Annotated in this window: 16 protein-coding genes; 5 read left to right on the top strand and 11 right to left on the bottom strand. The window is 68.1% G+C overall.

Going from position 1 to position 24021, the window contains the following annotated elements:
- Positions 1 to 3 precede the first annotated feature (3 nt).
- The 6 genes from BM360_RS07745 to cofH form a co-directional block, all read right to left on the bottom strand.
- Positions 4 to 1104, bottom strand: coding sequence for an acyl-CoA dehydrogenase family protein (locus tag BM360_RS07745; protein WP_093313043.1), 1101 nt, complete (start codon positions 1102 to 1104; stop codon positions 4 to 6).
- A gap of 1 nt (position 1105) precedes the next feature.
- Positions 1106 to 2299, bottom strand: coding sequence for an acyl-CoA dehydrogenase family protein (locus tag BM360_RS07740; RefSeq protein WP_093313041.1), 1194 nt, complete (start codon positions 2297 to 2299; stop codon positions 1106 to 1108).
- 164 nt (positions 2300 to 2463) lie between these two features.
- Positions 2464 to 2673: a ferredoxin gene (locus BM360_RS07735; RefSeq protein WP_093313039.1), complete on the bottom strand. Its 210-nt coding sequence runs from the start codon at positions 2671 to 2673 to the stop codon at positions 2464 to 2466.
- 10 nt (positions 2674 to 2683) lie between these two features.
- On the bottom strand, positions 2684 to 3889 hold the full coding sequence (locus BM360_RS07730; RefSeq protein WP_093313037.1) for a cytochrome P450: 1206 nt from the start codon (positions 3887 to 3889) through the stop codon (positions 2684 to 2686).
- A gap of 112 nt (positions 3890 to 4001) precedes the next feature.
- Positions 4002 to 4676: an NADPH-dependent F420 reductase gene (npdG, locus tag BM360_RS07725; RefSeq protein ID WP_093313035.1), complete on the bottom strand. Its 675-nt coding sequence runs from the start codon at positions 4674 to 4676 to the stop codon at positions 4002 to 4004.
- Entirely contained in the window at positions 4651 to 6972 is a 2322-nt protein-coding gene (gene cofH, locus BM360_RS07720; protein WP_093313886.1) for a 5-amino-6-(D-ribitylamino)uracil--L-tyrosine 4-hydroxyphenyl transferase CofH, read from the bottom strand. The genes npdG and cofH overlap by 26 nt, the downstream gene beginning before the upstream one ends.
- A gap of 239 nt (positions 6973 to 7211) precedes the next feature.
- On the opposite strand from cofH, the gene BM360_RS07715 reads away from it, so the two are divergent.
- Genes BM360_RS07715 through BM360_RS07705 form a run of 3 tightly spaced genes read left to right on the top strand, consistent with a single transcriptional unit; the run spans position 7212 to position 11270 of the window.
- On the top strand, positions 7212 to 9590 hold the full coding sequence (locus BM360_RS07715; RefSeq protein WP_093313033.1) for a CaiB/BaiF CoA transferase family protein: 2379 nt from the start codon (positions 7212 to 7214) through the stop codon (positions 9588 to 9590).
- 23 nt (positions 9591 to 9613) lie between these two features.
- Positions 9614 to 10630, top strand: a complete 1017-nt coding sequence (locus BM360_RS07710; protein ID WP_093313031.1) for an LLM class flavin-dependent oxidoreductase — start codon at positions 9614 to 9616, stop codon at positions 10628 to 10630.
- Positions 10631 to 10640: 10 nt separating this feature from the next.
- Positions 10641 to 11270, top strand: a complete 630-nt coding sequence (locus tag BM360_RS07705) for a nuclear transport factor 2 family protein (protein WP_093313884.1) — start codon at positions 10641 to 10643, stop codon at positions 11268 to 11270.
- A 41-nt stretch (positions 11271 to 11311) separates the two neighbouring features.
- On the opposite strand, the gene BM360_RS07700 is transcribed toward BM360_RS07705, so the two are convergent.
- From BM360_RS07700 to BM360_RS07680, 5 genes are all read right to left on the bottom strand, one after another.
- Positions 11312 to 11725 carry a Zn-ribbon domain-containing OB-fold protein gene (locus BM360_RS07700; protein WP_093313029.1) on the bottom strand — a complete coding sequence of 138 codons (414 nt, stop codon included), beginning with the start codon at positions 11723 to 11725 and terminating at the stop codon, positions 11312 to 11314.
- A gap of 2 nt (positions 11726 to 11727) precedes the next feature.
- Positions 11728 to 12876, bottom strand: a complete 1149-nt coding sequence (locus tag BM360_RS07695) for a thiolase family protein (RefSeq protein ID WP_242653356.1) — start codon at positions 12874 to 12876, stop codon at positions 11728 to 11730.
- Positions 12873 to 14927 carry a 3-hydroxyacyl-CoA dehydrogenase NAD-binding domain-containing protein gene (locus BM360_RS07690; protein ID WP_093313027.1) on the bottom strand — a complete coding sequence of 685 codons (2055 nt, stop codon included), beginning with the start codon at positions 14925 to 14927 and terminating at the stop codon, positions 12873 to 12875. The genes BM360_RS07695 and BM360_RS07690 overlap by 4 nt, the downstream gene beginning before the upstream one ends.
- Complete coding sequence (locus BM360_RS07685; protein ID WP_093313025.1) at positions 14914 to 16968, bottom strand: PQQ-dependent dehydrogenase, methanol/ethanol family; 2055 nt, start codon at positions 16966 to 16968, stop codon at positions 14914 to 14916. Before BM360_RS07685 ends, BM360_RS07690 begins: the two co-directional genes overlap by 14 nt.
- Positions 16969 to 17051: 83 nt before the next feature.
- A complete protein-coding gene (locus BM360_RS07680) occupies positions 17052 to 19130 on the bottom strand; it encodes a PQQ-dependent dehydrogenase, methanol/ethanol family (protein WP_093313023.1) in 2079 nt (692 codons plus the stop codon).
- A gap of 288 nt (positions 19131 to 19418) precedes the next feature.
- On the opposite strand from BM360_RS07680, the gene BM360_RS07675 reads away from it, so the two are divergent.
- A complete protein-coding gene (locus tag BM360_RS07675; protein ID WP_242653354.1) occupies positions 19419 to 20747 on the top strand; it encodes an MFS transporter in 1329 nt (442 codons plus the stop codon).
- Between the two features lie 159 nt (positions 20748 to 20906).
- On the top strand, positions 20907 to 23996 hold the full coding sequence (locus tag BM360_RS07670; protein ID WP_093313021.1) for a TonB-dependent receptor domain-containing protein: 3090 nt from the start codon (positions 20907 to 20909) through the stop codon (positions 23994 to 23996).
- Positions 23997 to 24021: the final 25 nt, after the last annotated feature.

The following is a 24021-nucleotide window of genomic DNA, read 5'->3' as shown; positions in this document are numbered from 1 at the left end:
CCCTCAGTAACCGGCCAGCCGGGCGTAGCGATTGCGGTGGAAGCCGGCATGGCCCCACGTCGCATCGGTGACGGCGGCGCGCTTGAAGTAGAGCCCGGCGTCATGCTCCTCGGTCATGCCGATGCCGCCGTGCATCTGCACCATCTCGCGCGCGATCAGGCGCAGCGTGTCCCCGGCCAGCGCCTTGGCAAGCGAGACGAGCATCGACGCGTCCTCGGCTCCCGCATCGATCGCCGCCAGCGCCGCCTCGACGGCGGACCGGGTCATGATCAATTCCGCCTGCATGGCGACGGCGCGGTGCTGCAATGCCTGGAACGAGCCGATCAGCTGGCCGAACTGCACCCGCGTCTTCAGGTAATCGAGCGTGGTCTCGAATGCCTGTGCCGCGGTGCCCATCATCTCGGCGGCGAGTGCGGCGCGGCCACGGTCGAGCAGATGCTCCAGCAGCTCGGCCCCGCCGTCCAGCGCGGCGGCACGGTCCACCGGGACGCCGGCGAAGTCGATCGTCGCGGCATCGCGGCCGTCGAGGCGGTCGAGCGGGGAGATCCCGACGCCTTCGGCCGCGGCATCCACCGTCACCAGCCGCAGCGATCCATCCTCGTCGCGGGCCGACACGATCAGCAGGTCGGCGGCCAGCGCATCCAGCACGGGCGTCTTGCGTCCATCGAGCCGCCAGCCCTCCGAGCCCGCAGTGAGCATGGCGGCGGTGCCTGCGTCGGGCGTTTCCTCCTCCACGGCCAGCGCCACCACCACCTCGCCCGCCGCGATGCGGGGAAGCCAGTTCGCCTGCTGCTCCGCGCTTCCGCCGAGCCGGATGGCGCTGGCGCCGATCAGTGCGGTCGACAGCAAGGGCGAGGCGACGAGCGTGCGGCCGAGTTCTTCCTGCACGATGCCGAAGCCGACACAGCCGAAATCCGCGCCGCCATGCGCCTCCGGCACCAGCACGCCGCACCAGCCCATGCCGGCCATTTCGGCCCACAAGGCGGGATCGTAGCGCTGCTCGCTCCGCGCCGCCGCCCGAGCGGCGGTCACCGGTGCGCGATCGCGCACCCATTCGGAAGCCATGTCGCGCAACATGGCCTGTTCCTCGGTCAACACGGCCATGTCAGCACCCTATCGGTTTGGGATCGGGCAGACCGAGCGTGCGCTTCGCGGCGATGTTGTTCTGGATCTCGTAGCTGCCGCCGTAGATCGAGAAGGCGCGCGCATGCAGCCATTGCCGGGCCGCCTCCATCTCCTCGTCGGTGAAGCCGGGGCCGGACCAGCCGAGCCCCCGCGTCCCCAGCAGCTCCATCACCAGCTCCGCGCGCATCTGCGCCACGTCGGACCCGAGATTCTTCAGCATTGGCACCAGCTGCGCGGTCGGCAGGCCTGCCTTGGCCTCCGCGCCGATCCGGTCCTGCGTGAGATTGTAAGCGTGGGCGCGCATGGCATGGCCCACCAGCCGCGTCCTGAGATCCGCATCGGCCAGCTCGCCCGCCGCATTCACCCCGATCCGGTCGCGCGCGATCGGCAGCAGGCTGCGGCCCTCGCCGCGGCCTTCGGACAGGCTGTCCCGCTCGAATTGGAGCAGGCGCTTGGCGACGCCCCAGCCTTCGTTGACCCGCCCGACGAGATTCTCCTTCGGCACCTTCACCGCGTTCAGGAACATCTCGCAGAAATGGGTAGACCCGCTGATCAGCGTGATCGGCCGCGTTTCGACACCTTCGGAGCGCATGTCGATCAACAGGAAGCTGATGCCGCGCTGCTTCACGCTCGTATCCGTGCGCACGAGCGCGAAGCACCAGTCGGCATGGTTCGCCCCCGAGGTCCAGACCTTCTGCCCCTCGACCAGCCAATGGTCGCCCATGTCGGTGCAGCGCGTCTGCAGCGAAGCGAGGTCCGAGCCTGCGCCCGGCTCCGAAAAGCCCTGACACCAGCGAACGCGGCCGCTGGCGATCCCCGGCAGATGCTGCGCCTTCTGCGCCTCCGTGCCATATTCCAGCAGCGTCGGACCGAGCATCGTATAGCCGGTCATCTTCATCGGATTGAACGCGCCGATGCGCCGCATCTCCTCGGCCAGCACCTTGATGCCGGCACGATCCAGCGCCGCACCGCCATAGATTTCCGGCCAGCCCGGCGCGCCCCAGCGCTTCTCGGCCATGCGATCGCGCCACAGCCGCCAGTCGGCATCGCCCTCCGCATAAGGCGCGTGATTCTGGTAGGGAACGGGGTTCTTGAAGGCGAGCGACGGCGGGAAGTTGGCTGCGAGCCACTCGCGTGCCTCGGCACGGAGGGCGTCAAGCGACGCACCTGTCATCTTCTCCCCTCCGCATGTCCTAAAGTTGCATTGTGGTATAGAATTGAAAGAGGCGCAACTGCTTTGTTGGCGCTGCCCGGCCCGTCATTTCCGCCAGGAGTTCCGACGCTTCGCCGCCCGCACGTCGGCTGCACGCCTCAGGATCGAGGCCGCCCCACCCCGACTCAGCGAGACGTTTCACCTTCGTCGTGGATGACCAGCGCCCGCTCGGGACAGGATTTCGCCCCCAGCCATGCCGCCCGCTTCCGTTCGTCGGGCACATCGATGTCTCCAGGCAGAATATAGCCCTCGTCATCCAAGCCGTAGATGTCGGGCGATTGCGCCCAGCAGCGCGCATGGCCCTGACATTTCTCCCGCAGCACCTCGATGCGCATCACGCCGCCCTCACCATTCGAGTTGGAGATCCTCGATCCCGAAGACGTGGCCGCCATAGGTCAGCGGCTCCGTCCCCTCGCGGATCCGGAAGGTCGGGATCAGCCGCAGCCACTCCTCCATCGCGATCACCAGCTCACGCCGGGCAAGATGCGATCCCAGGCAGCGATGCGGGCCGTAGGCGAAGGCGACGTGGCGATTATCCTCGCGCGACAGATCGATGCGGTTGGGATCGGTGAACTCGGCCGGATCGCGATTTGCCACCATCGACGGGCAGGAGACACGGTCGCCCGCCTTGATGACGATGCCGTCATATTCGGTGTCGCGCGCCGCGATCCGCGTCATCAGCACGGTCGGAAAGGCGCGAAGCAGCTCTTCCACCGCCAGCGTCACCCCGGAAGGGTCGGCGCGCAGCCGCGCCTGCGCCTCCGAATGCTCCGCCAGATAGCGGAAGTCGAAGCCGATCGCCGCCGCCACCGTGTCCAGCCCGGCGACGAACAGGAGCGCGCCCATGCCGATCGCCTCCTTGTCGGTCATCGGCCGCCCGTTCACCTGCGCCTGGACGACGAAGGTCATGAAGTCGTCCGCCGGTTCGCGGCGGCGAAGCTCCACCAGTTCGCCCATGAAGGCGATGACGGTGCGGATCGCCTCGCCGCGCTCCTCTGGCGTGCCGTGGAACTGCTTGTCCGCCCAGCCGAGAAACTCCTGGCGGCGCGATTGCGGCAGGCCGAGAAATTCGAGGAAGACGCCGACTGCGAAGGGGAAGGCGAAATCCTCCATCACCTCGCAATGGCCCTTGTCGCGCAGGCCCTCGATCAGCTCGATCGCCCGCGCACGGTTCGCCGCCTCCATCGCCATCACGCGGCGCGGGCTGAGCAGCGGGTTCAACAGCGAGCGATAGGCGCCATGTTCCGGCGGATCGATCTCGAGCGGGATGGTCGGCAGGTCATAGCCGAGCGCCTTCTCGAAGATGCGGCGATGGCTGGAGAAGGTCTCAGCGTCCTGCAGCACGCGGCGCTGATCCTCCGCACGCACGAACACCCATGTGCCATAGCCATCATAGGTGTTGTTCGGTGCGTAGAAGACCGGCGGACCGTCATGCAGGCCGGCGAGCGCGCCTTGCGGGTCGCCACCGCGCATCGGGCACATGCCGGGGCCGGTGAAATAGCTGAAGTCGCGGACCAGCTCAGGCGGGACATGCACGGGAATGGCCGACATCTCTCTCCTTTCGTGCAGATAAATCTGCATTGTTGGTTAGAAATGACCGGCTCCCGCCCCCCTGTCAATCGCCTTCGCACGCAACGGCGTTCGCTGCACCGTTGACCTTGGATCAGTCCGCCGGCGGGACCAGTTCACCGGTGATGCGGACGCCTGCACCGTCGACCTTGTAGGTCTTGTTCAGGAAGATCAGCACGGAGGTCAGCGCTTCCGCCGCCGCGGAGTTGGCGAGCGCACCGCCGTGAAGGCCGCGCAGGCCGGCCTGGTCGGCCAGGGTGACGATGACGCTCCGCGCTGCCTTGTCGTCGCCGAACACCAGCACGTCGCAGCCGATATCGTCGTCGGTGGCCAGCTTGTGCGCGGCGACATTGTGGAACGCCGAGACGACGGTGACGCCTTCGCCCAGCAATCCTTCCGCCCGCTGCGCCGCGCTGCCCTCGCCCGGCATCTGCACGCGCATCACCTTGGGCGGCACCAGCGGCACCGTCGTGTCGCAGACGATCTTGCCCACCGCATGCGGGGCGATCTCCGCCAGGGTCGCGTCCTGTGCCGAGAATGGAACGGTGACGATCAGCACGTCGCCCGCCTGCGCCGCCTCGGCATTGCCGAGGCCGGTCAGGCCGAAGCCCAGCTCCGCGGCCTTCGCCTGCGCACTCTCCGCCGAGCGCGAGCCGAGGATCACGCGCCGCCCCGCCTTGGCGAGCCGCCGTCCGATCGCGGCCCCCAGCTTTCCCGTTCCGCCGATGATCGCGATGGTCGCGTCAGGCGATGCAGCGGCAGTCGTCATTCAAGTCTCCCGAGTAGGTTCGGCGCACAGGCGCATAGAGGGTGGTGCGCTGCCGGAGCGGTCGCCCGGCAGCTTCGGCGACGGCGGCCATGCGCGCGGCATCGAACATCTGGCCGTTCACGCCGCCTGCTGCGCGCGTGATCGATTCGTCCATCAGCACGCCGCCAAGGTCGTTGGTGCCGGCGTCCAGCGCAGCGCGCGCGCCCGCCTCGCCCAGCTTGACCCAGCTCGCCTGAATATTGGGGATGAGCGGGTAGAGCACGATCCGGGCGATCGCCTGTATCAGCAGCGCCTCACGCGCGGACGGGCCGGAGCGGACCTGGCCCTTGCGCCACATCGGCGCCTCCATGTGGACGAAGGGCAAAGGAACGAATTCGGTGAAGCCGCCGGTCTCTGCCTGAAGGTCGCGGACGCGCAGCAGGTGTCGCGCCCAGTGGCGATAATCGTCGGCATGGCCGAACATGATCGTCGCGGTGGAGCGCAGGCCGACACGGTGTGCGGTGCGCATCACCTCGATCCACGCCGCGGTGTCGAGCTTGTCGGGGCAGATGATCGCACGGATTTCGTCGTCGAGGATCTCCGCCGCAGTGCCCGGAAGGGTCGACAGCCCCGCCGCCTTCAGCCGCGCCAGATAGTCGGCGAGCTGGAGGCCGAGCGTCGTCGCGCCGTGCGTCACCTCCAGCGGCGAGAAAGCGTGGATGTGGATGTCGGGCGCGGCAGCGCGCACCGCCGCCAGCACGGACAGGTAGGTGTTGCCGTCATAATCGGGGTGGATGCCGCCCTGCAGGCACACCTCGGTCGCGCCGCGGTCCCACGCCTCGGCCGCGCGCCGTCCGACCTCGTCGAGATCGAGCCGATAGGCCGGCCCGCGCATCGCCTTGGTGCTGCCCTTGGAGAAGGCGCAGAACCCGCATTTGTAGAGGCAGATGTTGGTATAGTTGATGTTGCGGTTGACGACGAAGGTGACGGTATCGCCCACCACTTGCGCGCGCAGCCGGTCGGCTGCGGCGAAGATGCGCGGCACCTCCGGCCCGTCTGCGGCGAACAGGCGGACGATCTCGCTTTCGCTGAGACGCGATCCCGCTTCGCCACGGGAGAGGATGGCGTCCACCCGGCGCGCGTCCGCGCTGCTGCCCACCGCTGCGAGCGACGGCATCGCCACGTCCGTTCCCGGGCGCCAGCCATCCACCACAGGCAGGCCGCGCCCGTCGACGGCACGGCGCACCCGCACCGCGATGGCCGGCTCCAGCCGAGCCGTGGGCGCCTTGGCGAAGGCAGGGGCGATGGCCAGCCGCTCGCGCAGCGTCCGCTTCGCCCCGCGCGTCGCCGCATCCAGCATGGCGAGGTGCGGCCAGGGCGCCTCCGGGTTCACATGATCGGGCGTAACAGGGGAGACACCGCCCCAGTCGTTCACGCCCGCGCGCAACAGCGTCGCCAGCGCCTCGGCGGCGTGCAGGTTGGGCGGCGCCTGGATGGACATGGCCGGCCCGAGAACCAGCCGGGCCGCGGCGACCGTCCAGGCATGGTCGGCCAGCGACGGCTCCGGATGCGAGGCCATCCGCGTGCCGGGCTTGGCGCGGAAGTTCTGGATGATGACTTCCTGGATGTGGCCGTGCCGCTCGTGCAGCGTGCGGATGGCGTGCAGCGCATCGAGCCGTTCGGCCCGCGTCTCGCCGATGCCGATCAGCAATCCGGTGGTGAACGGCACGCCTGCCCGGCCGGCGGCGTCGATCACCGCGAGGCGCGCCGCGGGCGCCTTGTCCGGCGACCCGAAGTGCGGACCACCGCGCGTAGACAGCCGCTCCGACACCGTCTCCAGCATCAGCCCCATGGAGGCGGAGACCGGCCGTAGCATCCTCAGCGCGGCCTCGTCCATCAGGCCCGGATTGAGGTGCGGCAGCAGCCCGGTCTCTTCCAGGACGAGCGCCGCCATGTCGCGCAGGAGGTGAAGCGTCGAGGCATGGCCGCCGGCGTCCAGCGCTGCGCGTGCGGCGGGATAGCGGTCTTCCGGACGATCGCCGAGCGTGAACAGCGCCTCGCGACACCCCGATGCGACACCCGCGCGCGCGATCTCCAGCACCTGCTCGCGCGGGAGGAAGGGCGCGCCAAGTTGCTTCGGTGTGGTGGCGAAGGTGCAATAGTGGCAGACATCGCGGCACAGACGCGTCAGCGGCACGAACACCTTGCGCGAATAGGTGACGACAGCGCCGTGCACCGCCAGCGTCGACGCCTCCGCCTCGGCCAGCATGGCCTCCGCCGGCAGCGCCAGCAGGTGGGCGGCCTCCTCGTCGGGCATGGCGGTCAGTTCGTCTCGCACGCTTCCTCTCCTCACCCGAGACCTCGACCAATCTGTGGGGGGCCATGCCGCATGGCGGTTCAAGCATCGCCGCGTGGGAGAGGGATGTCAATTTGCACAGGTGTGCCAAATTGCCTTGCACTTCCCCGCCCTCTTCGGTGATAGATGCGGCCAAGGATATGCCTGGCGAAGCCTCGGTCTACCGATGCGCGCCAGGCCGACGGGGTGAGAGGATCGACATGGCCGGACCGTTGCAGTCTCTGGTGGTCATCGACGCGTCGCGGGTGATGACGGGCGCGATCGTCGGCATGTTGCTGGCCGATCACGGCGCCGAGGTGATCAAGGTCGAGCCGCATGGCGGCGCCTTCTTCGCGCACGATCTGACCCGCAAGGCGTGGGACCGCGGCAAGCGGAGCGTCGAGCTGGCCTATGAGGATGCTGCCGAGCGCGAGACGCTGAAGGCGCTGGTCGCCACGGCGGATATCTTCATCCACTCGCTGCCGACCGCGGAGGCGCAGGCGCTCGGCCTCGATCGCGAGACGCTCGCGCGCGAGCAGCCGGGCCTGATCGTCACCGTGCTCGAAGCCTATGGCGACGACACGCCGTTCGCCGACCGGCCCTATGGCGAGTCGCTGGCCGCAGCGCGGCTCGGGCAGATGGTCGACAAGGCGAGCTCGTTCCGGCCCGGCCCCATGTATCCGGGCCACCCGGCGCTGCATTACGGGCAGGCCTTCCTGGCGGCCATCGGCATCCTTGCCGCGATCCGCGCCCGGCGTGAGACCGGCGAGGGGCAGACCGTCCGCGCATCGCTGATGGATGCGATGATGGCACAGTCGCCGATGAACAACTGGTGGCAGGAAGCGGGGCTCTCCTACATCCGCACGGCCGATTCCGGCGCGATGGATCGGTTCGGCCATACCCGCCTGGTCACGGGCATGTTCGAGTGCGCCGACGGGCTGTTCATGCAGATCCACACCGGCGGCCCCGGCGGCTTCCGCTCTGCCATGGAGGTGTTGGGCTTCGGCGATCGGATCCAGCAGGTGAAGGGGCCGGAAATGGCCACGCCGCTGAACGACGAGGAGTATCGGATCGCCCGCGTCGAGATCTTCGAGCGGACCAAGACGAAGCCGCGCGACGAATGGATCCGCCTGTTCCAGGCTGCCGACGTCGCCGCGCTGCCGGTGCTCGAACCGGCCGAGGTGCTGCTGGACGATCAGGTCGAGTTCGTCGGCCAGCGCATCGACATCGCCGATCCGGATTTCGGCACCATCCGTCAGGCCGCACCCGCGGTGCGCTTCAACGATGCGCAGCCGGACCTGCCCGGGCCTGCCCCCGCCATCGGTGCCGACAATGGCGCGCTCCAGACGCTGCTCGCCCGCGCGCCGGCCAGGGTGGAGGCGACCGGCCGCACGGTGCGCCACCCGCTCGAGGGGCTGCGCGTCCTCGATTTCTCGTCCTTCTTCGCCTGCGGCTTTGCCGGCCGGCTCATGTCCGACCTGGGCGCCGACGTCATCAAGGTCGAGACGCCGGAGGGCGACCAGATGCGCCCGTTGCCGGACGTGTTCGATGCGGCTCAGCGCGGCAAGCGGGGCATCGTGCTCAACCTCAAGTCGCCGGAAGGGCTCGCCGCCGCGCACAAGCTGGTCGAGAGCGCGGACGTGGTGATGCACAATCTCCGCCCCGGCAAGGCGGACAAGCTGGGGATCGGCTACCAGACGCTGTCCGCGCTCAACCCGCGGCTGATCTTCACCTACCTGCCCGGCTACGGCTCACGCGGCCCCAAGGCGCTCCTGAAGAGCTTCGCGCCGCTGGTCAGCGGTTGGACCGGCCTGCTCTACGAGGGCGGCGGCGAAGGTAACCCGCCCACCCGCTCCGTCTTCGGCAACGAGGATTACAATAACGGCTTCCTCGGCGCCGCCGCCGTGCTGATGGCGCTCGAGAACCGCGCCAGGACGGGCCGGGGCGACTATGTCGAATGCCCGCAGCTCCACTCCAGCCTGTGGACCACGTCCGAGCATTTCCTCGATGGCGAAAACCGCGTCGTCTACGGAATGCGGCTGGACAAGGGGCAGACCGGCTTCAGCGCGCTCGACCGCATGTACCGGGCCGACGACGGCTGGGTGTGCATCTGCGCGCGCGACGATGCAGGCTTCGCCGCCCTTGCCCGCGGGATCGGCCAGCCGGACCTGCCTGCCGACCCGCGCTTCGCCACCCCGCGCGACCGCACCGCCAACGATGCGGCGCTGCAGGCGATCGTCGCACCCTTCTTCCAAGGCAAGTCTGCCGCGGAGGCATTCGCGGCGCTGGACGCAGCGGGTGCGCCGGCCGAGATCGTGCGCGAAACCTCGTGGGTGAAGGAAGTGCTGCACGAGCCCTGGGCCGAGCAGACCGACCGCGTGTTCGAGGACAAGGCCTCGATCTACGGCCACATTCGGGAGTTCGGCCTGTTCAACCGGCTGGATCGCACCCCCGGCATCCGCAAGGGCTCGGCCCCGCGACTGGGCGAGCATACCCGCGAGATCCTTGGCGAGGCCGGGTTCACGCCCGAGCAGATCGACGATCTCGTCAGCCGCCGCATCGCCATCGAACACGTCGCGCCCGCCAGCGCCGCGGCGTGACATCCTCCTCCCGGAGCCAATTCATGGAACTCAATCTTCGTTACGACATGAACCGCGCCGAGTTCGGCGCGCCGCATGAGGCGCTGTACCGGACCGCCATCGAACAGTCGGTGTGGGCGGACAAGCTCGGCTTCAAGCAGGTCTATCTCGCCGAACATCACGGGGCGGAGGGCGGCTACTGCCCTTCATCGATGATCCAGGCGGCATCGATCCTCGGCTGCACGCAGACGATCCTCGCCCACCTCTCGGCGCTGGTCGTCACGATGCACGATCCGCTGCGGCTGGCGGAGGATCTGGCGGTGCTGGACCTGCTGTCGAAGGGGCGGCTCGTCTTCACCGCCGGCATGGGATACCGACCGCATGAATTCGAGATGTTCGGCAAGGACATGTCCAAGCGCCTCGCCATCCAGACGGAGGCGCTCGACACCTGCGCCAAGGCGTGGACGGGCGAGCCGTTCGAATATCACGGCCGCACTGTGCGCGTCACGCCGAAGCCCTACACGCCCGGCGGCCCCAAGATCTACATGGGCGGATCGACGGAGAAGTCTGCGCTCCGCGCGGCGCGCAAGGGCTATCAATATTTCCCCGGCACGCCCGATCTGTTCCGCATCTACAAGGAGGAACGCGAGAAGCATGGCTTCCCGCCGCCCGAGGAGCTGGTGACCCCCGGCCCGAGCTTCCTCTACGTCAGCGACGATCCCGAGCGGGACTGGCCGTTGCTGGCGCCGCACATCGCCTATGCGTTCAACACCTATGCCGAATGGGCCAAGGAGCGTGGCGAGGGCAGCACCCGCTACTCCGCGGCCGAGACGGTGGAGGAGCTGAAGAAGATGCCCAACATCAAGGTCGTGACGCCCGACGAGTGCGTCGAGATCGCCAAGGCGCTGGGAAATGGCGGGCAGCTGACCTTCCACGCACTGCTCGGCGGCATCGACCCGGACCTGTCCTGGGCCAGCCTGCGCCTGTTCGAGAAGGCGGTGCTGCCACGGCTGGTCGACCTTGGCCTGGCCGACGGCCAACCCGCCGCGCTGGCGGCCTGAGGAGAACGGGATGACCGAGGAAAGCCCCAACCTGCGCCGCCGCTCGCTCTGGAGCCTTGTTGCGCTGCCCGTCGGGTTCGCTGCCGCGGCGTCCGCTGCGAAGGCGGCGCCGCGCGATGATGCCGCGGCCCGGCTCGACCGGCTGGAGGCGAAGGACGCCTGCCAGTCGGTGCTGTTCGACTATGCCCGGGCCAACGACCGGATCGACGAGGCGCTGCTGCTGAGCTGCTTCTGGCCGGAATCGCAGCATCACCATGGCGGGTTCAAGGGCCGCTCGGTCGAGTTTGCCGGGTTCGCGCTCAAGGTCCTGCGCGGCACGAAATATACCGCGCACCACATCTCCAACGTCGCGATCGAGGTGAAGGGCGATCAGGCATTGAGCGAATGTTACTATTTCGCGCACCACCGGCGCGACGCCAAGGCCGGCGGCGAGGAGGATGCCTTCTTCGAAGGCCGCTATCTCGACCGGTTCGAGCGGCGGGGCGGCGTGTGGAAGATCATCCAGCGCCGCGGTCTGGCAGATTACTCCACCGTCGTGCCGGCAACGACGCCTTATGCGGCATGGCCTGCCGGCCAGCATAGCGAACGCATGCCCGACGACGACTATTACGCGATGCGCCGCGCCTTCCAGGCGCGCTGAAGACTGCCTCTCGCCGGAGCCCGCCGGCGAGAGGCACGTCGTCACGCCGGCGCGAAGCCTGCCACGACGTGATCGCCCGCCTGCACCGGATGCAGGCGTACCTTCAGCCCGCACGCGACGCTCGCCTCGTCCGCCGCGACGAACAGGCCCGGCACGCGGCAGCCGGGCGCGTCGTCCGGCTCGACCAGCACGACCGTGAACGGCACCTCCGCCTTGTGGTCGCCCGGCAGCAGGCTGCGCTCGACCCGCGTGAAGGTGTAGACCACGCCCGTCTCGCTGGCGCGCCGCCACGCGAGCGTCGCATGGGGCCGGCCGGGCACGATCTCGGGCGGATACCAGATCCAGGCGCCGGTCTCCGCATCGGCGGTCAGCCAGAGTTCGCCCTTGGCCAGACCTTCGTAGAAGGGCTTCAGCAGGTCGGTGTCGAAACGCGGGGGCTGGATCGGAATGCCCATTCTCAGCTCCTCGCCAGGATGGTTGTGGCGTGCGAATTGCCGCCGAGGCCGGTCACCGCACAAAGCTTCGCGTCCGGCACCTGCGCCTCTCCGCGCTGGCCACGCAGCTGACGCACGCCCTCGATCAGGAGGGTGATGCCGGGCAGATAGCCGCCCGACATGTGGCCGCCGCTGGTGTTCACCGGCATCCGCCCGCCAGGCATGGCATGGCCTTCGGCATAGAAGCGCCCGCCCTGGCCTTCGTCGCACAGGCCGAGCTGCTCGGTCTGCACCAGCGCCGAGATGCTGAAGCCGTCATAGATCTGCGCGAGGTCGAGATCCTTCGCCCCGACGCCCGCCATCGCGAACGCCTGCGCCGCCGACTCCCGCCCCGGATAGTCGAAGATCGAGGCCGGCTGCGTGAACATGATCGATTGAGGATAGCCGGTCGTGCCGAGACCAAGACCCTGCACGAGCACGCGCGGATGCGGCGCATCCGCGGCGGCATCGGCACGGCTGACGACATAGGCGGCGCCCGCGTCCGTCATCAGGCAGCAATCCGCCACGCGGAACGGCGTCGAGATCATCGGGCTCGCGCGATAGGCGTCGAGATCCATCGGCTCGCGCTTCTGCGCACCGGGCGTCAGCGTGGCCCATTTGCGGAAGGTGATGGAGACGGCGGCAAGCTGCTCCTCGCTCAGCCCATATTCGTGGGCGTAGCGGTTCGCCATCGCGGCGAAATAGGTCGCCTGGCCGAAGAAGCCGACCGGCATCTCGAGGTCTGCCTTCAGCGGCTCGCGCGAGTGAAAGCCATAAGGTCCGCCCGGCCGCGTCGCCTGGAAGCCATAGGGCACCAGCACATGCCGACAGAGCCCCGCTTCGATGGCGAGCTGCGCCAGCGTCAGCGCGGAGCCGGTCGGCCCCGTGCCCCCGACCGTGTCGGTGATGGCGCTGAACGGCCGCCGCTCGATCCCCATCGCGAAGCCGAGCTCGTCGGCCGAGTGGCTGTTCCGGTTGACGACGAACCCGTCAATGTCCTGCGGCCTCAGCCCGGCATCGGCGATCGCCGCCAGCGACGCCTCCACCGTCATCTCCAGCAGCGACTGCTTGCTGGCGCGCACCATCGGCGTCTCCCCGACGCCGGTGATGGCGACACGTCCCGGCTGCATCATGCGTCCGCAAACCCCTTGCCCTCGGCCACCAGCCGCTCGATCAGCGGGGACGGCCTGAATGCCTCGCCATGCGCGGCCTGCAGCGCGCGCAGCCTGTCGAGAATGGCGGGCAGGCCTTGCCGGTCGGCCCAGAACATCGGACCGCCGAGGTATGGCGGCCAGCCATAGCCGTTGATCCATACCGTATCGATGTCCGACGCGCGCTGCGCGATCCCCTCGTCCAGGATCTTCGCGCCTTCGTTGACCATCGCAAGAATGCAGCGATCGCGGATCTCATCGTCGGAAACCGCCCGCCGCTCGATGCCGAGCTTGGCCGAGAAATCGATCACCGCCTGTTCGGCGATCGGCGAGGGCGTGGCGTTGCGCCGGTCGTCATAATCGTAATAGCCGCCGCCGCTCTTCTGCCCGTGCCGGCCCATCTCGTTGAGCACCTCCCGCACGGTCGAGGCGGTGGACTTCTCCCGCACCCAGCCGACGTCCAGCCCGACCAGATCGCGCATCGCGAACGGCCCCATGCCGAAGCCGAAGCCGTGGATGACGCGGTCGACGTCCCAGGGCATCGCCCCCTCGTTGACCAGCGCCTCGGCCTGCGCGTGACGTGCGGCAAGCATGCGATTGCCGACGAAGCCGTAGCAATTGCCGACCACGACGCCGACCTTCCGGATCGTCTTGGCCAGCTCCACCGCGGTGGCGAGCACGCCGACGTCCGTCTTCGCGCCGCGCACGATCTCCAGCAGGCGCATGACATTCGCAGGCGAGAAGAAGTGCAGGCCGATCACCTGCTCGGGACGCGAGGTCACCGCGGCGATGGCGTCCAGATCGAGATAGGAGGTGTTGCTGGCGAGGATCGCATCCGGTTTCGCGATCCTGTCCAGACGGCGGAAGAGATCCTGCTTCACGTCCATCTGCTCGAACACCGCCTCGATCACCAGGTCGCAGGCGGCGACTTCGTCCAGGGCAAGCGTGCCCTGCAGCAACGCCATCCGTTCCTCGATCTGCGCGGCGGTCAGCTTCCCCTTCCGTGCGCTGTTCTCGTAATTGCGCCGGATGACGGAGAGGCCGCGCTCGAGCGCATCCGCGCGCGTCTCCACCAGCATCACCGGTATGCCGGCATTGGCGAAGTTCATCGCGATGCCGCCCCCCATCGTGCCCGCGCCGATCACGCCCACATGCGTGATCGGCCGCGTCGGCGTTCCCTTGGGCAGCCCGTCCACCTTGGCGGCCTGCCGCTCGGCGAAGAAAACGTGGCGGAGCGCCGCGGATTGCGGGCCCGCCAGCAATTCGTTGAACAGCTCCCTCTCCCGCGCCATCGCTTCGTCGAACGGGATTGCGGCGCCGTCCTCAACCGAGCGGATGATCGCCTCCGGCGCGGCAAGATTGCGGAAGCGCTTGGCGTTGGCCTGGCGGAACGCCTCCACCTGCCCCGGCCGGAGCGACAGCGGCCGATCCCGGATCTTTTCGAGCGGGGCACCGATCCTCTCGCGCGCGAACGCGATCGCCCCCTCGCGCAGGGCCCCTTCGGGCACCAGCCTGTCGACAAGGCCGACCGATTCGGCGTCAGCGGCCGGGATCGGCTCACCGCCGGTCATCATTTCCAGCGCACGCTCCACGCCGACGACGCGCGGCAGGCGCTGCGTGCCACCGGCCCCCGGCAGCAGCCCCAGCTTCGCCTCCGGCAGGCCGAGCTTCGCCGAGGGCACGGCGACGCGATAATGGGCGACCAGCGCGAGTTCGAGGCCGCCGCCCAGCGCGGTGCCATGGATCGCGGCAACGACAGGCTTGGGCGCATCTTCCACAATGACCTGCAGCTGGCGCAGGCTCGGCTCCACCACCGGCTTGCCGAACTCGGTGATGTCGGCCCCCGCGAAGAATGTCCGCCCTTCGCAGATCAAAACGATGGCCTGCACCTCCGCATCGGCATAAGCCATGGCCATCGCCTCGGCCACGCCGGTGCGGACGGCCGCGGACAGGGCGTTGACCGGCGGAGAGGCGACGGTCACCACCGCCACCTGGTCATCACGGTCCAGCCGCGTCACCTCATTGATCTGCATGGAGTCTCCTGGCGTCCTGCGCCATGCGCGTGGCGGCCGCGGGCGAACCCTTCGCGACCAGCGCGAGGCGCGCCTGTTGTCGGATGTAATGCTGGAGCGCCGCGATGTCGGTCGGCGCCAGTTCCTCGAAGCGTGGCATTCCGCGCGGCACCAACATGCCGTCGCGCAGCACGGCCACGAGCGAGTCATAGGCGAGCGGCGCACCCCCGCGCTTCAGGTCGGGCGCGGCGCCGCCGGACATGGTGGCCGGCCCGTGGCAGATGGCGCAATGCGCGGCGAAGAGCGGCTTGCCCCGATCCGCCAGCGCCGGATCGACCTTGAACGCGGGATCGTCGGCAATCGGGGTCACGGGCGCGGCGGGCGGCAGGCGCCGCTTGCCGTCCAGCGCGAACGTCAGCACGCGGCGGCGGGTAGAGTAATAATCATATTCCGGCACGCGGCCGCTCGGCCCCTGCGCCCGCCAGCTGGCCATGACGGTGACATATTGGCGGCCGTCCACGAGATAGGTGATCGGCTGCGCCTGCGCGCCATTCTGGATGTCCGTGGACCACAGCACCTTGCCGGAGCGTGCGTCGAACGCCTTGAACATCCCGTCCGCCTGCGACTGGAAGACGAGATCGCCGCCCGTCGCCGTCGCCCCGCCGGTGCGCTGGCCGACCTGCGGCAGGCGCCAGACCTCCCGCTGCCGCGCCGGATCCCAAGCGAGCAGCGCGCTCTTGCCGGGCGGCAGCGTCATCGACGGCGGCGGCACGCCGACTGCATTGTTGATCACCTGCCCCGGCTTGAACCGCCAAGCCGCAAGATCCGGCGCGTCGACGTAGACGCGCGCCTGATCGTAAGCGGGCGTGTAGACCAGCCGCGTACGCGGGCTATACGCCATCGCCTCGGCCGCATGCGCGCCCACGGGCGAGGGGTAGATCACCACCGGCTTGCCGCCGGGGAAGCGGGCGAACGGCGTCTCCACCGGCCGCCCGGTCGCCTTGTCGATCCGTGTCGCCCAGTTGGCGGGGGCGAACTTCTCGGCAGAGATCAGCTTGCCCGTGTCGCGGTCGAGAACGTAGAAAAAGCCGTTCTTGGGCGCCTGCATCACCACGTCACGCGGGCGACCGTCGATCTCGAGCGTTGCGAGCTCGATATCCATTGCCGCATTATAGTCCCAGCTCTCGCCGGGATTGACCTGATAGTGCCAGCGATACTTGCCGGTGCGGGCATCCAGCGCGATGATCGCACACAGGAACAGGTTGTCGCCGCCACCGGGGCTGCGCACCTTGCGGTTCCACGGTGCACCGTTGCCGGTGCCGATAAAGATCAGCTCGCGTTTCGGGTCATAGGCCATGGCGTGCCATGCGGTGCCGCCGCCGCCCCACTTCCACCACTCGCCCGTCCACGTCTTGGCCGCCATCGCCATGACGTCGTCCGATGCGGCGCCATCGGGCCCCTTCTTCGGATCACCCGGCACCGTGTAGAAGCGCCACGCCTGCTTGCCGGTCGAGATGTCATATGCGGTGACATAGCCGCGCACCGGCCCGAAATCGCCGCCGCCAAAGCCGATCACCACCTTGTCGCCTGCGATCCAGGGCGGTCCGGTGATGTAGCTTTCGTCCTCGCGCGACAGCGTCTGCACGCTCCACGCCTGCGCCCCCGTCTTCGCGTCGACAGCGATCAGCCGGCCGTCGATCGTGCCCGTGAAGATCAGCCCGCGCGCGAAGGCGATGCCGCGGCTGCCCCATGCGGCGCGCATCTTGCGCCCGGCGCGTTCCGGCGCCTGCGGATCGAACCGCCACAGCCGCTGCCCCGTGCGCGCATCCACCGCATGCACCACGCTGTAGCCCGTGGTGAAATAGACGATGCCATCCACCGCCAGCGGCGCGCTCATGGCGTTCGGCCCATCATCCAGATCGAGCGACCAGGCCAGGCCGAGCCGCGCGACGTTGCCGCGGTTGATCTGGTCGAGCGGGCTGTAGTGGTTCTCGGCATCGCCGCCATAGCGCGCCCAATCCCGCCCGCCCGGCGGCGGCGCCGGCGCCTTGCCGGGCCGCATCCCTGCCACAGCGACGATCCCCGCCGTGGCAAGGGCAAGTCCGGCAATGCCGAGACGAAGCTGCCGTCGTTCGTCCCTGCGGCTCACTTCGGCGTGGCCACCGTGTTCGCACGGGTGGTCGGCGCGGTCTCACGCGCGCGTTGCCGGATGTAGTGGCGTATGCCTTCCAGCTCGGCGTCGGACAGATTGTCGAACTTGCCCATGCCGCGCTCCATCAGCGCTCCGCCATGCACGATCGCCTTGAACGCCTCGGCGTCGAGCGGCGAGCCCGCCTTGCGCAGATCGGGCGCGGCGCCGCCGGCGATCATGCCCGCACCGTGGCAAATTACGCAGCTCTGATTGTAGATGCCCGCGCCGATCTTCGCCTTGGCCGCATCGACGGCGAAATCGGGATCGTCCTGGATCGGCTGCTCCACCGGCTCCACCGTCGGCAGCTTCGCCTTGCCACCCAGCGCGAACGTCAGCACGCGGCGCTGCTGCTCGCGATAGTCCCAGTTCGGCGTGTTGGCGAAGCTGGAGCGGAAGCCGGTGATGACGGTGACATATTGCTTGCCGCGAACGGTGTAGGTGATGGCATTGCCGAGGATGCCGTTCTGCGCATCGAACGACCAGATCTGCTTGCCCGTATCCGCTGCGAAGGCGACGAACTTGCCGGTGTTCAGCCCCTGGAAGACGAGATTGCCGCCCGTGGTGATGGTGCCGCCGTTCAGCAGCCCGTTCTGCGGCACCTTCCAGCGCACCTTCGCCGCCACCGGATCATAAGCGACCAGATTGCTGCCGCCCGCCGGCAGCTTGATGCCCGGCGGCGGGGCGCCCAGCCCCGTATTGACGAACATGCCGGGCTTGTACTTCCACTCCGCCAAGTTCGGCGGATCGACCACGACGCGCTGCTGCTCGATCTCCGGAATGTAGACGAGGCCGGTCTTGCGGTTGAACGACATCGTCTCCACGGCGTGCGCGCCGGTGGGCGACGGGAACATCACGAACGGCTCGCCGCCGGGATAGCGCGCCTTGGGGTTCTCGATGGGGCGGCCGGTCTTCAGGTCGATGCCGCTTGCCCAGTTGGCGGGGGCGAACTGGCCGGCCGAGATCGGCTTGCCGTCCTCGCGATCGAGTACGTAGAAGAAACCGTTCTTGGGCGCGTGGAGAAGAACATCGCGCGGGCGGCCATCGATGGTCAGCGTGGCGAGCTGAATGTCCATCGCATTGTTGAAGTCCCAGGTGTTGCCGGGATTAACCTGATAGTGCCAGACGTGCTTGCCCGTCTTGCGATCCAGCGCAACGATCGACGACAGGAACAGATTGTCGCCGCCGCCGGGGCTGCGGATCTTCTGGTTCCACGGAAAGCCATTGCCCGTGCCGAGATACACGCGATCATATTTGGCGTCATAGGCCATGGCGTGCCAGACATTGCCGCCGCCGCCCAGCTTCCACCATTCGCCGGTCCACGTCTTCGCTGCCATCGGCATAACGTCGTCCGATGCGGCCCCGTCCGGGCCCTTCTTCGGATCGCCGGGCACCGTGTAGAAGCGCCACGCCTGCTTGCCCGTCGCGATGTCGTAAGCGGTGACATAGCCGCGCACCGGCCCGTAATCGCCACCGCCGAAACCGATCACCACCTTGTCGCCCGCGACCCAGGGCGGCCCGCTGATATAGGCGTCGTCCTTGGGATCGAGCGTCATCGCCGACCAGAGCTGTTTGCCGCTCTTCGCATCCAGCGCGATCAGCCGCCCGTCCCGCGTGGCGGTGAACACACGGCCCTGTGAAAAGGCGATGCCGCGCGTGCCCCAGCCGGCGCGCATCTTGTGGCCCGCAACCTTGGCGACTTCGGGATCATATTGCCAGAGCTGCTTGCCGGTGGCGGCGTCCATCGCGGTCACGACGCTGTTGCCGACACCGAAGTAGAGCACCCCGCCGACCGCCAGAGGCGCGGTGAAGCTGTCGAACGTGTCCACGTCAGCCAACCAGACAAGGCCGAGCTGGGAAATGTTGCCCGCGTTGATCTGCTCCAGCGGGCTGTAATGATCCTCCTCCGAGGTGCGCCCGTAAGCGGCCCAGTCTGCCCCGTCCGGAGTGCCGGCGCGCTGGGACACCGCCACGCCCGCGGCGGATGCCAGCACCATCGCGGCAGCCGCCGTCAGTACCCGGTGCTTCAGCTTCATACGCGCACATCCTCATCCATCTTTTCTACACTGTCGTGCAGATTCTAAGCCAAGTCAAACATTCTTGCGGCGCACGGCGTGTCCACACCGCGCACCCAGGCTGCTGGTTCACCGGCGCCTCAATATTATCCTGAAGTGCAGAAAGTAGGTGGGCATGTCCTGCCGGGCATGGCATGGTGGCGGCAAGCCGCGGAAAAGCGCGGCAGCCGAGAGGGAGCCGCCGCACGTGCCCGGACAGATGCCGTCATCGCCGCCTTGCCGCATCGTGCGCGCGAAAGGAACGGCGCGGTGAGCGTTCAGGACCCCGCCGCTGGCCGATATCCCCGCCCGGCGCTGGCATGGCTCAGCGTCGCCATCCTCTTCATCCTCTACATCCGCTCCCTCGCCGATCGCTATCTGATCGCGTTGGTGGTGGATCCGATCAAGCAGGATGTCGGCATCACCGACTTCCAGATCAGCCTGCTCCAGGGTCCGGCCTTTGCGGTGCTCTACTGCCTCTTCGCCATTCCGGTGGGCCTCGCGCTCGATCGCTATAATCGGCGGTGGGTGCTGTTCCTGTCGGTGTTGGTGTGGAGCGTGGGTGCGGCGGCATGCGGCATGGCGTCGACATTCGCGGCGCTGGCGGTGGCGCGGGCCCTGGTGGGCGGCGGGGAATCGGGCTTCTCCACGGGCGCCTATTCGATCATCGGCGACAGCTTTCCGCCGTCCCGCCTGTCACTTGCCATGTCCGTCTTCGTCATGGGCGGGATCATGGGGGCGGGCATCGTCTTCCTGCTTGGCGGCCCCTTCGTCCAGTTCGTCCTGTCGGGCGGCGCCTCGCACTGGCCGCTCATGGCCAGCTTCGCGCCGTGGCAACAGGCCTTCATCCTCACCGGCGTGCCCGGCATCGCCATGGCCTTTCTCGTCCTTCTGGTCACGGAACCGGTGCGGCAGGCGCGCGCGACGCCCGCCGGCGGCGCCGGCTATGGCGAGGCGATACGCTTCCTTGGCCGGCACAAGCGGCTGTTCTGGGGCATCTTCCTGGGCTTCGGCATGGCCTATACCAGCACGATTTCGCTTCAGCTGTGGCTGCCCGCCTATTTCGCCCGCGTGCACGGCTGGCCGACGTCGCAGATCGGCGTGGTGCTGGGCGTGGCGCAGATGCTGGCCGCACTCAGCCTGCCGCTCCACGGCGCCATCGTGAACCGCTTCTACAAGGCGGGCAGGCGCGATGCCCCGCTCTTCTGGTGCATCATCGCGATCGCCATCGCCGCGCCCTGTGCGCTGATCGCGCTCACCGCCAGCAATCCGTGGGTCACGGTGGTGATGTTCGGCTGCTACATGACGTTCATCCTCGCGACCGCGTCGATGGGCCCGGCGGCGACGCAGGTCGTGACACCGCAGGCCCTGCGCGGCCGCGTGTCGGCAATCTACGTTCTGACGACAGGGCTGATCGGCATGTCCGTCGGCCCGGCGCTGGTCGGCTACCTCACGGATCACGTGTTCGGCAGCCCGCAGGCGGTGGGCACGTCGCTCGTCGTGATCGTGCTGGGTATGCTGATCCCGGCGGCCCTGCTGTTCGTCGCCGGCCGCCAGCAGATGCGCCAGCTGCTCGAAGCGGACGCCGTGACCGCCTGACCGTCCGGGCTGCGGCGCCCGCCGCACGAGTGACGCGCAGCAACTTGCACGACTGTGCAAGTTTAGGCGGGTTTTTCGTTGACAGCGGGAGGAATTCCGTCAAATCTGCACAGCAGGATATAAATGTGCTGAGGCCATCAGCAAACCGGGGAGGGATAGATGCGTCGTCTAGTCGGCATTCTGTTGAGCAGCGCGGGTGTGGCCGGCGCCAGTGCGCCGGCATGGGCGCAGGACGCCGCCGCGGTTCCGCCGTCGGCAGCAGCCGGCGTGCAGGTCGCGGACGACCGGCAGCCGGTCCCCCCACCCGGCACCGTCAGCACCACCTCCGATCCCGCCACGCCCTCCAATGCCGGCGGGGATGTCGTCGTCACCGGATCGCGCATCGTCCGCGACGGCTATACCGCGCCGACCCCGGTCACCGTTGCGCGCACCGATGATCTGCTGCGCTCCACGCCGTCCAGCATTCCCGACGCGCTGAACAAGCTGCCGCAATTCTCGAACTCGCTCAGCCCAGCGCGCTCGGCGAGCAATTTTTCCAACTTCCCGATCCAGGGCAACATCCTCAACCTGCGCAGCCTCGGCATTCCGAGCAACAATCCCAAGGGTCCGCTGCGCACGCTGATCCTGTTCGATGGCATCCGGGTGCCGCCGACGACCTATGTCGGCACGATCGACACCAACGTGCTCCCCGAGTTGCTGATGCAGCGCGTGGACGTGGTGACCGGCGGCGCATCGGCGCAGTGGGGTTCGGACGCCGTCGCCGGCGTCGTCAACTTCATCCTCGACAAGAACTTCACCGGCATCAAGGGCGTGGCGCAGGCAGGCGTCGCGCAGCGCGGCTACAACGCCAACCAGCGCCTTGGCCTTGCCGGCGGCTTCGACTTCGGCGGCGGCAAGGGCCACGTCCTGCTGAGCGGTGACTTCTTCAACAACGAGGGCATGGACCGCGACGAGCGGGCAATCGGCCGCCTCAACGCGGTCTATGTCGGCAGCAACAACGCGCTGTGCAGTGCCGCCGCGGGCGCGCAGCAGCGCACTTGCACGGCCGCGCCGGGCACGCAGGTCAATCCCTACACCATCGCCAACAACGTGCGCATCTCGGCGGTGGCGGGCAACGGCCGCATCGTCGGCTCCAGCGTCGCGGGCAATCCGTTCGTCGGCCAGGTGATCAACTCCGACGGCACCACGCGGCCGTTCAATCTCGGCCAGCCCACCGGCACCACCGGCTTCCAGCAGGGCGGCGACGGCTATGAGATCCCGAGCAACACCAGCGCGATCGTGCCGAGCCGAAATTATCAGACGTTCGGTCGCGTCAGCTATGAGCTAACGCCCGACATCACCGCGTTCGCGCAAGGCGCATATTCCCGGTCCGAGCTGCGCTTCATCACGCAGGCCAATGCGCTGGTGCCGCCCAGCCAGACGGTGACGGTCTATCGCGACAACCCGTTCCTGCCTGCTGCCATCCGTGCAACGCTGCCCACCGCGGGCGACTTCGTGCAGGTCGGCCAGTACAATGCCGGGCAGCCGCAGCCGGTCGCGCGCAACAAGACCGATTTCTGGCTGGCGACGGGCGGCTTCACCGGCTCGCTCGGCACGCTCAAGTGGCAGGCGTCGTACACGCATGGCGATTCCACGCTGAACAGCCGCGTCGACGGCCTTTACGACAATCGCGCCCTTTACGCGGCGACCGACGTCGTCTCGGTCAATGGCACGCCCACCTGTCGCGTGCTGACGACCGAGTTCGCCTCGCAATTCCAGGGCTGCTCGCCCATGAACGTGTTCGCCGGCAATCCCGCTGCGGCGACACCGGCCGGCTATGATTACGCCACCGGCACGTCGCGCTACCGCGCCAAGACCAAGCAGGATTCGGTCGTCGCCAGCATCAGCGGCAGCGCGTTCGAATTGCCAGCAGGCACGGTGGATTTCGCGGTGGGTGGCGAATATCGCAAGCAGACGCTGCGGCTGGTCAGCAATGCCGATCCCTCGCTCCTCGACACGACGGCGGAGCGCAGCGCCTATTTCGCGGGCCTGCGCAACGTGCCGGCGGGTGCCCTGTTCTACTGGCTGACCAATGTCGGCCAGGCGCGCGGCAGCCTGAACGTCAAGGAAGTGTTCGGCGAAGTCGCGGTTCCGATCCTGAAGGACACGCCCTTCTTCCAGGAACTGAGCCTGAACGGCGCCGTCCGCTACACCGATTATTCGACCAGTGGCTCGGTGACGACGTGGAAGGTGGGCGGCACGTGGAAGCCGGTCGATGACCTGCTGCTGCGCGCCAACTACTCGCGCGACATCCGCGCGCCCAACCTGTTCGAGCTGTTCTCCGGCCCGCAGAGCGGCATCGGCATCGTCAACGATGCCCGCTCCGCCTCCGGCGCTTATGGCTCGGGGCAGAATCTGAACGTGGCGAGCGTCACCAGCGGCAACCGTGATCTGGACCCGGAGGTCGCCAAGACGCTGACGATCGGCGGCGTCTTCTCGCCTTCCTTCCTGCCGGGCTTCTCGGTGTCGGTGGATTATTACCGCATCAAGGTTGACGACCTTATCGAGCAGCTGACCGCGCAGGAAATCCTCACCGCCTGCCTGAATGCCGGCGGCACGGGATCGCCGGAATGCGCGCAGATCGACCGCACCAGCCCGACGGCCTTCCCGTCGCTGGTGCGCATCCAGCCGGCCAATATCGCGTTCCTCAAGACCGCGGGCCTCGACATCGATGCGAATTATCGCACGCGCGTCGGCGAAGGCGCCTTGTCCGTCCGGCTCTACGCCAATTACCTCGACAAGTTCGTGGCCCAGCGCTTCGCCGGGGCACCGCTGTCGAACTATACGGGCGTCAGTGTCGTCGGCAGCAATCCGGCCGGCTTCCCGCGCTGGCGTGGTAACCTGACGCTCGATTATTCGACCGACAATTTCGGCATCACCCTGTCCGAACAGTATATCCACAAGATGCGCCTGGACATTCCGCCGGGCATCGCCAATCCGCTGCTGGCCAGCGGCGGCGTGGTGCCGGTTCTGCCCGCGGCCTTTGTCGACGATTCGGTCAAGGCCTTCTGGTATACCGACCTGTCGGTCCGCTTCACCGTGCCGCACGGCAAGGGCAACATGGAGCTGTTCGGCACGGTCAACAATCTGTTCGACAAGGATCCGCCGCTCATCCCCGGCACCATCCCGGGCGTGAACATCCCGACCAACATCGCGGTCTATGACTTTATCGGCCGCGCCTTCACGGCGGGCGTGCGCTTCCGCTTCTGATCTCACCTGTTCGGCGAGGCCCCGC

This window comes from Sphingomonas jatrophae (assembly GCF_900113315.1).
Taxonomy (GTDB): Bacteria; Pseudomonadota; Alphaproteobacteria; order Sphingomonadales; family Sphingomonadaceae; genus Sphingomonas_P; species Sphingomonas_P jatrophae.
Note: the sequence above shows the minus strand (reverse complement) of the source record. Positions and strands in the feature narration are given on the sequence as shown.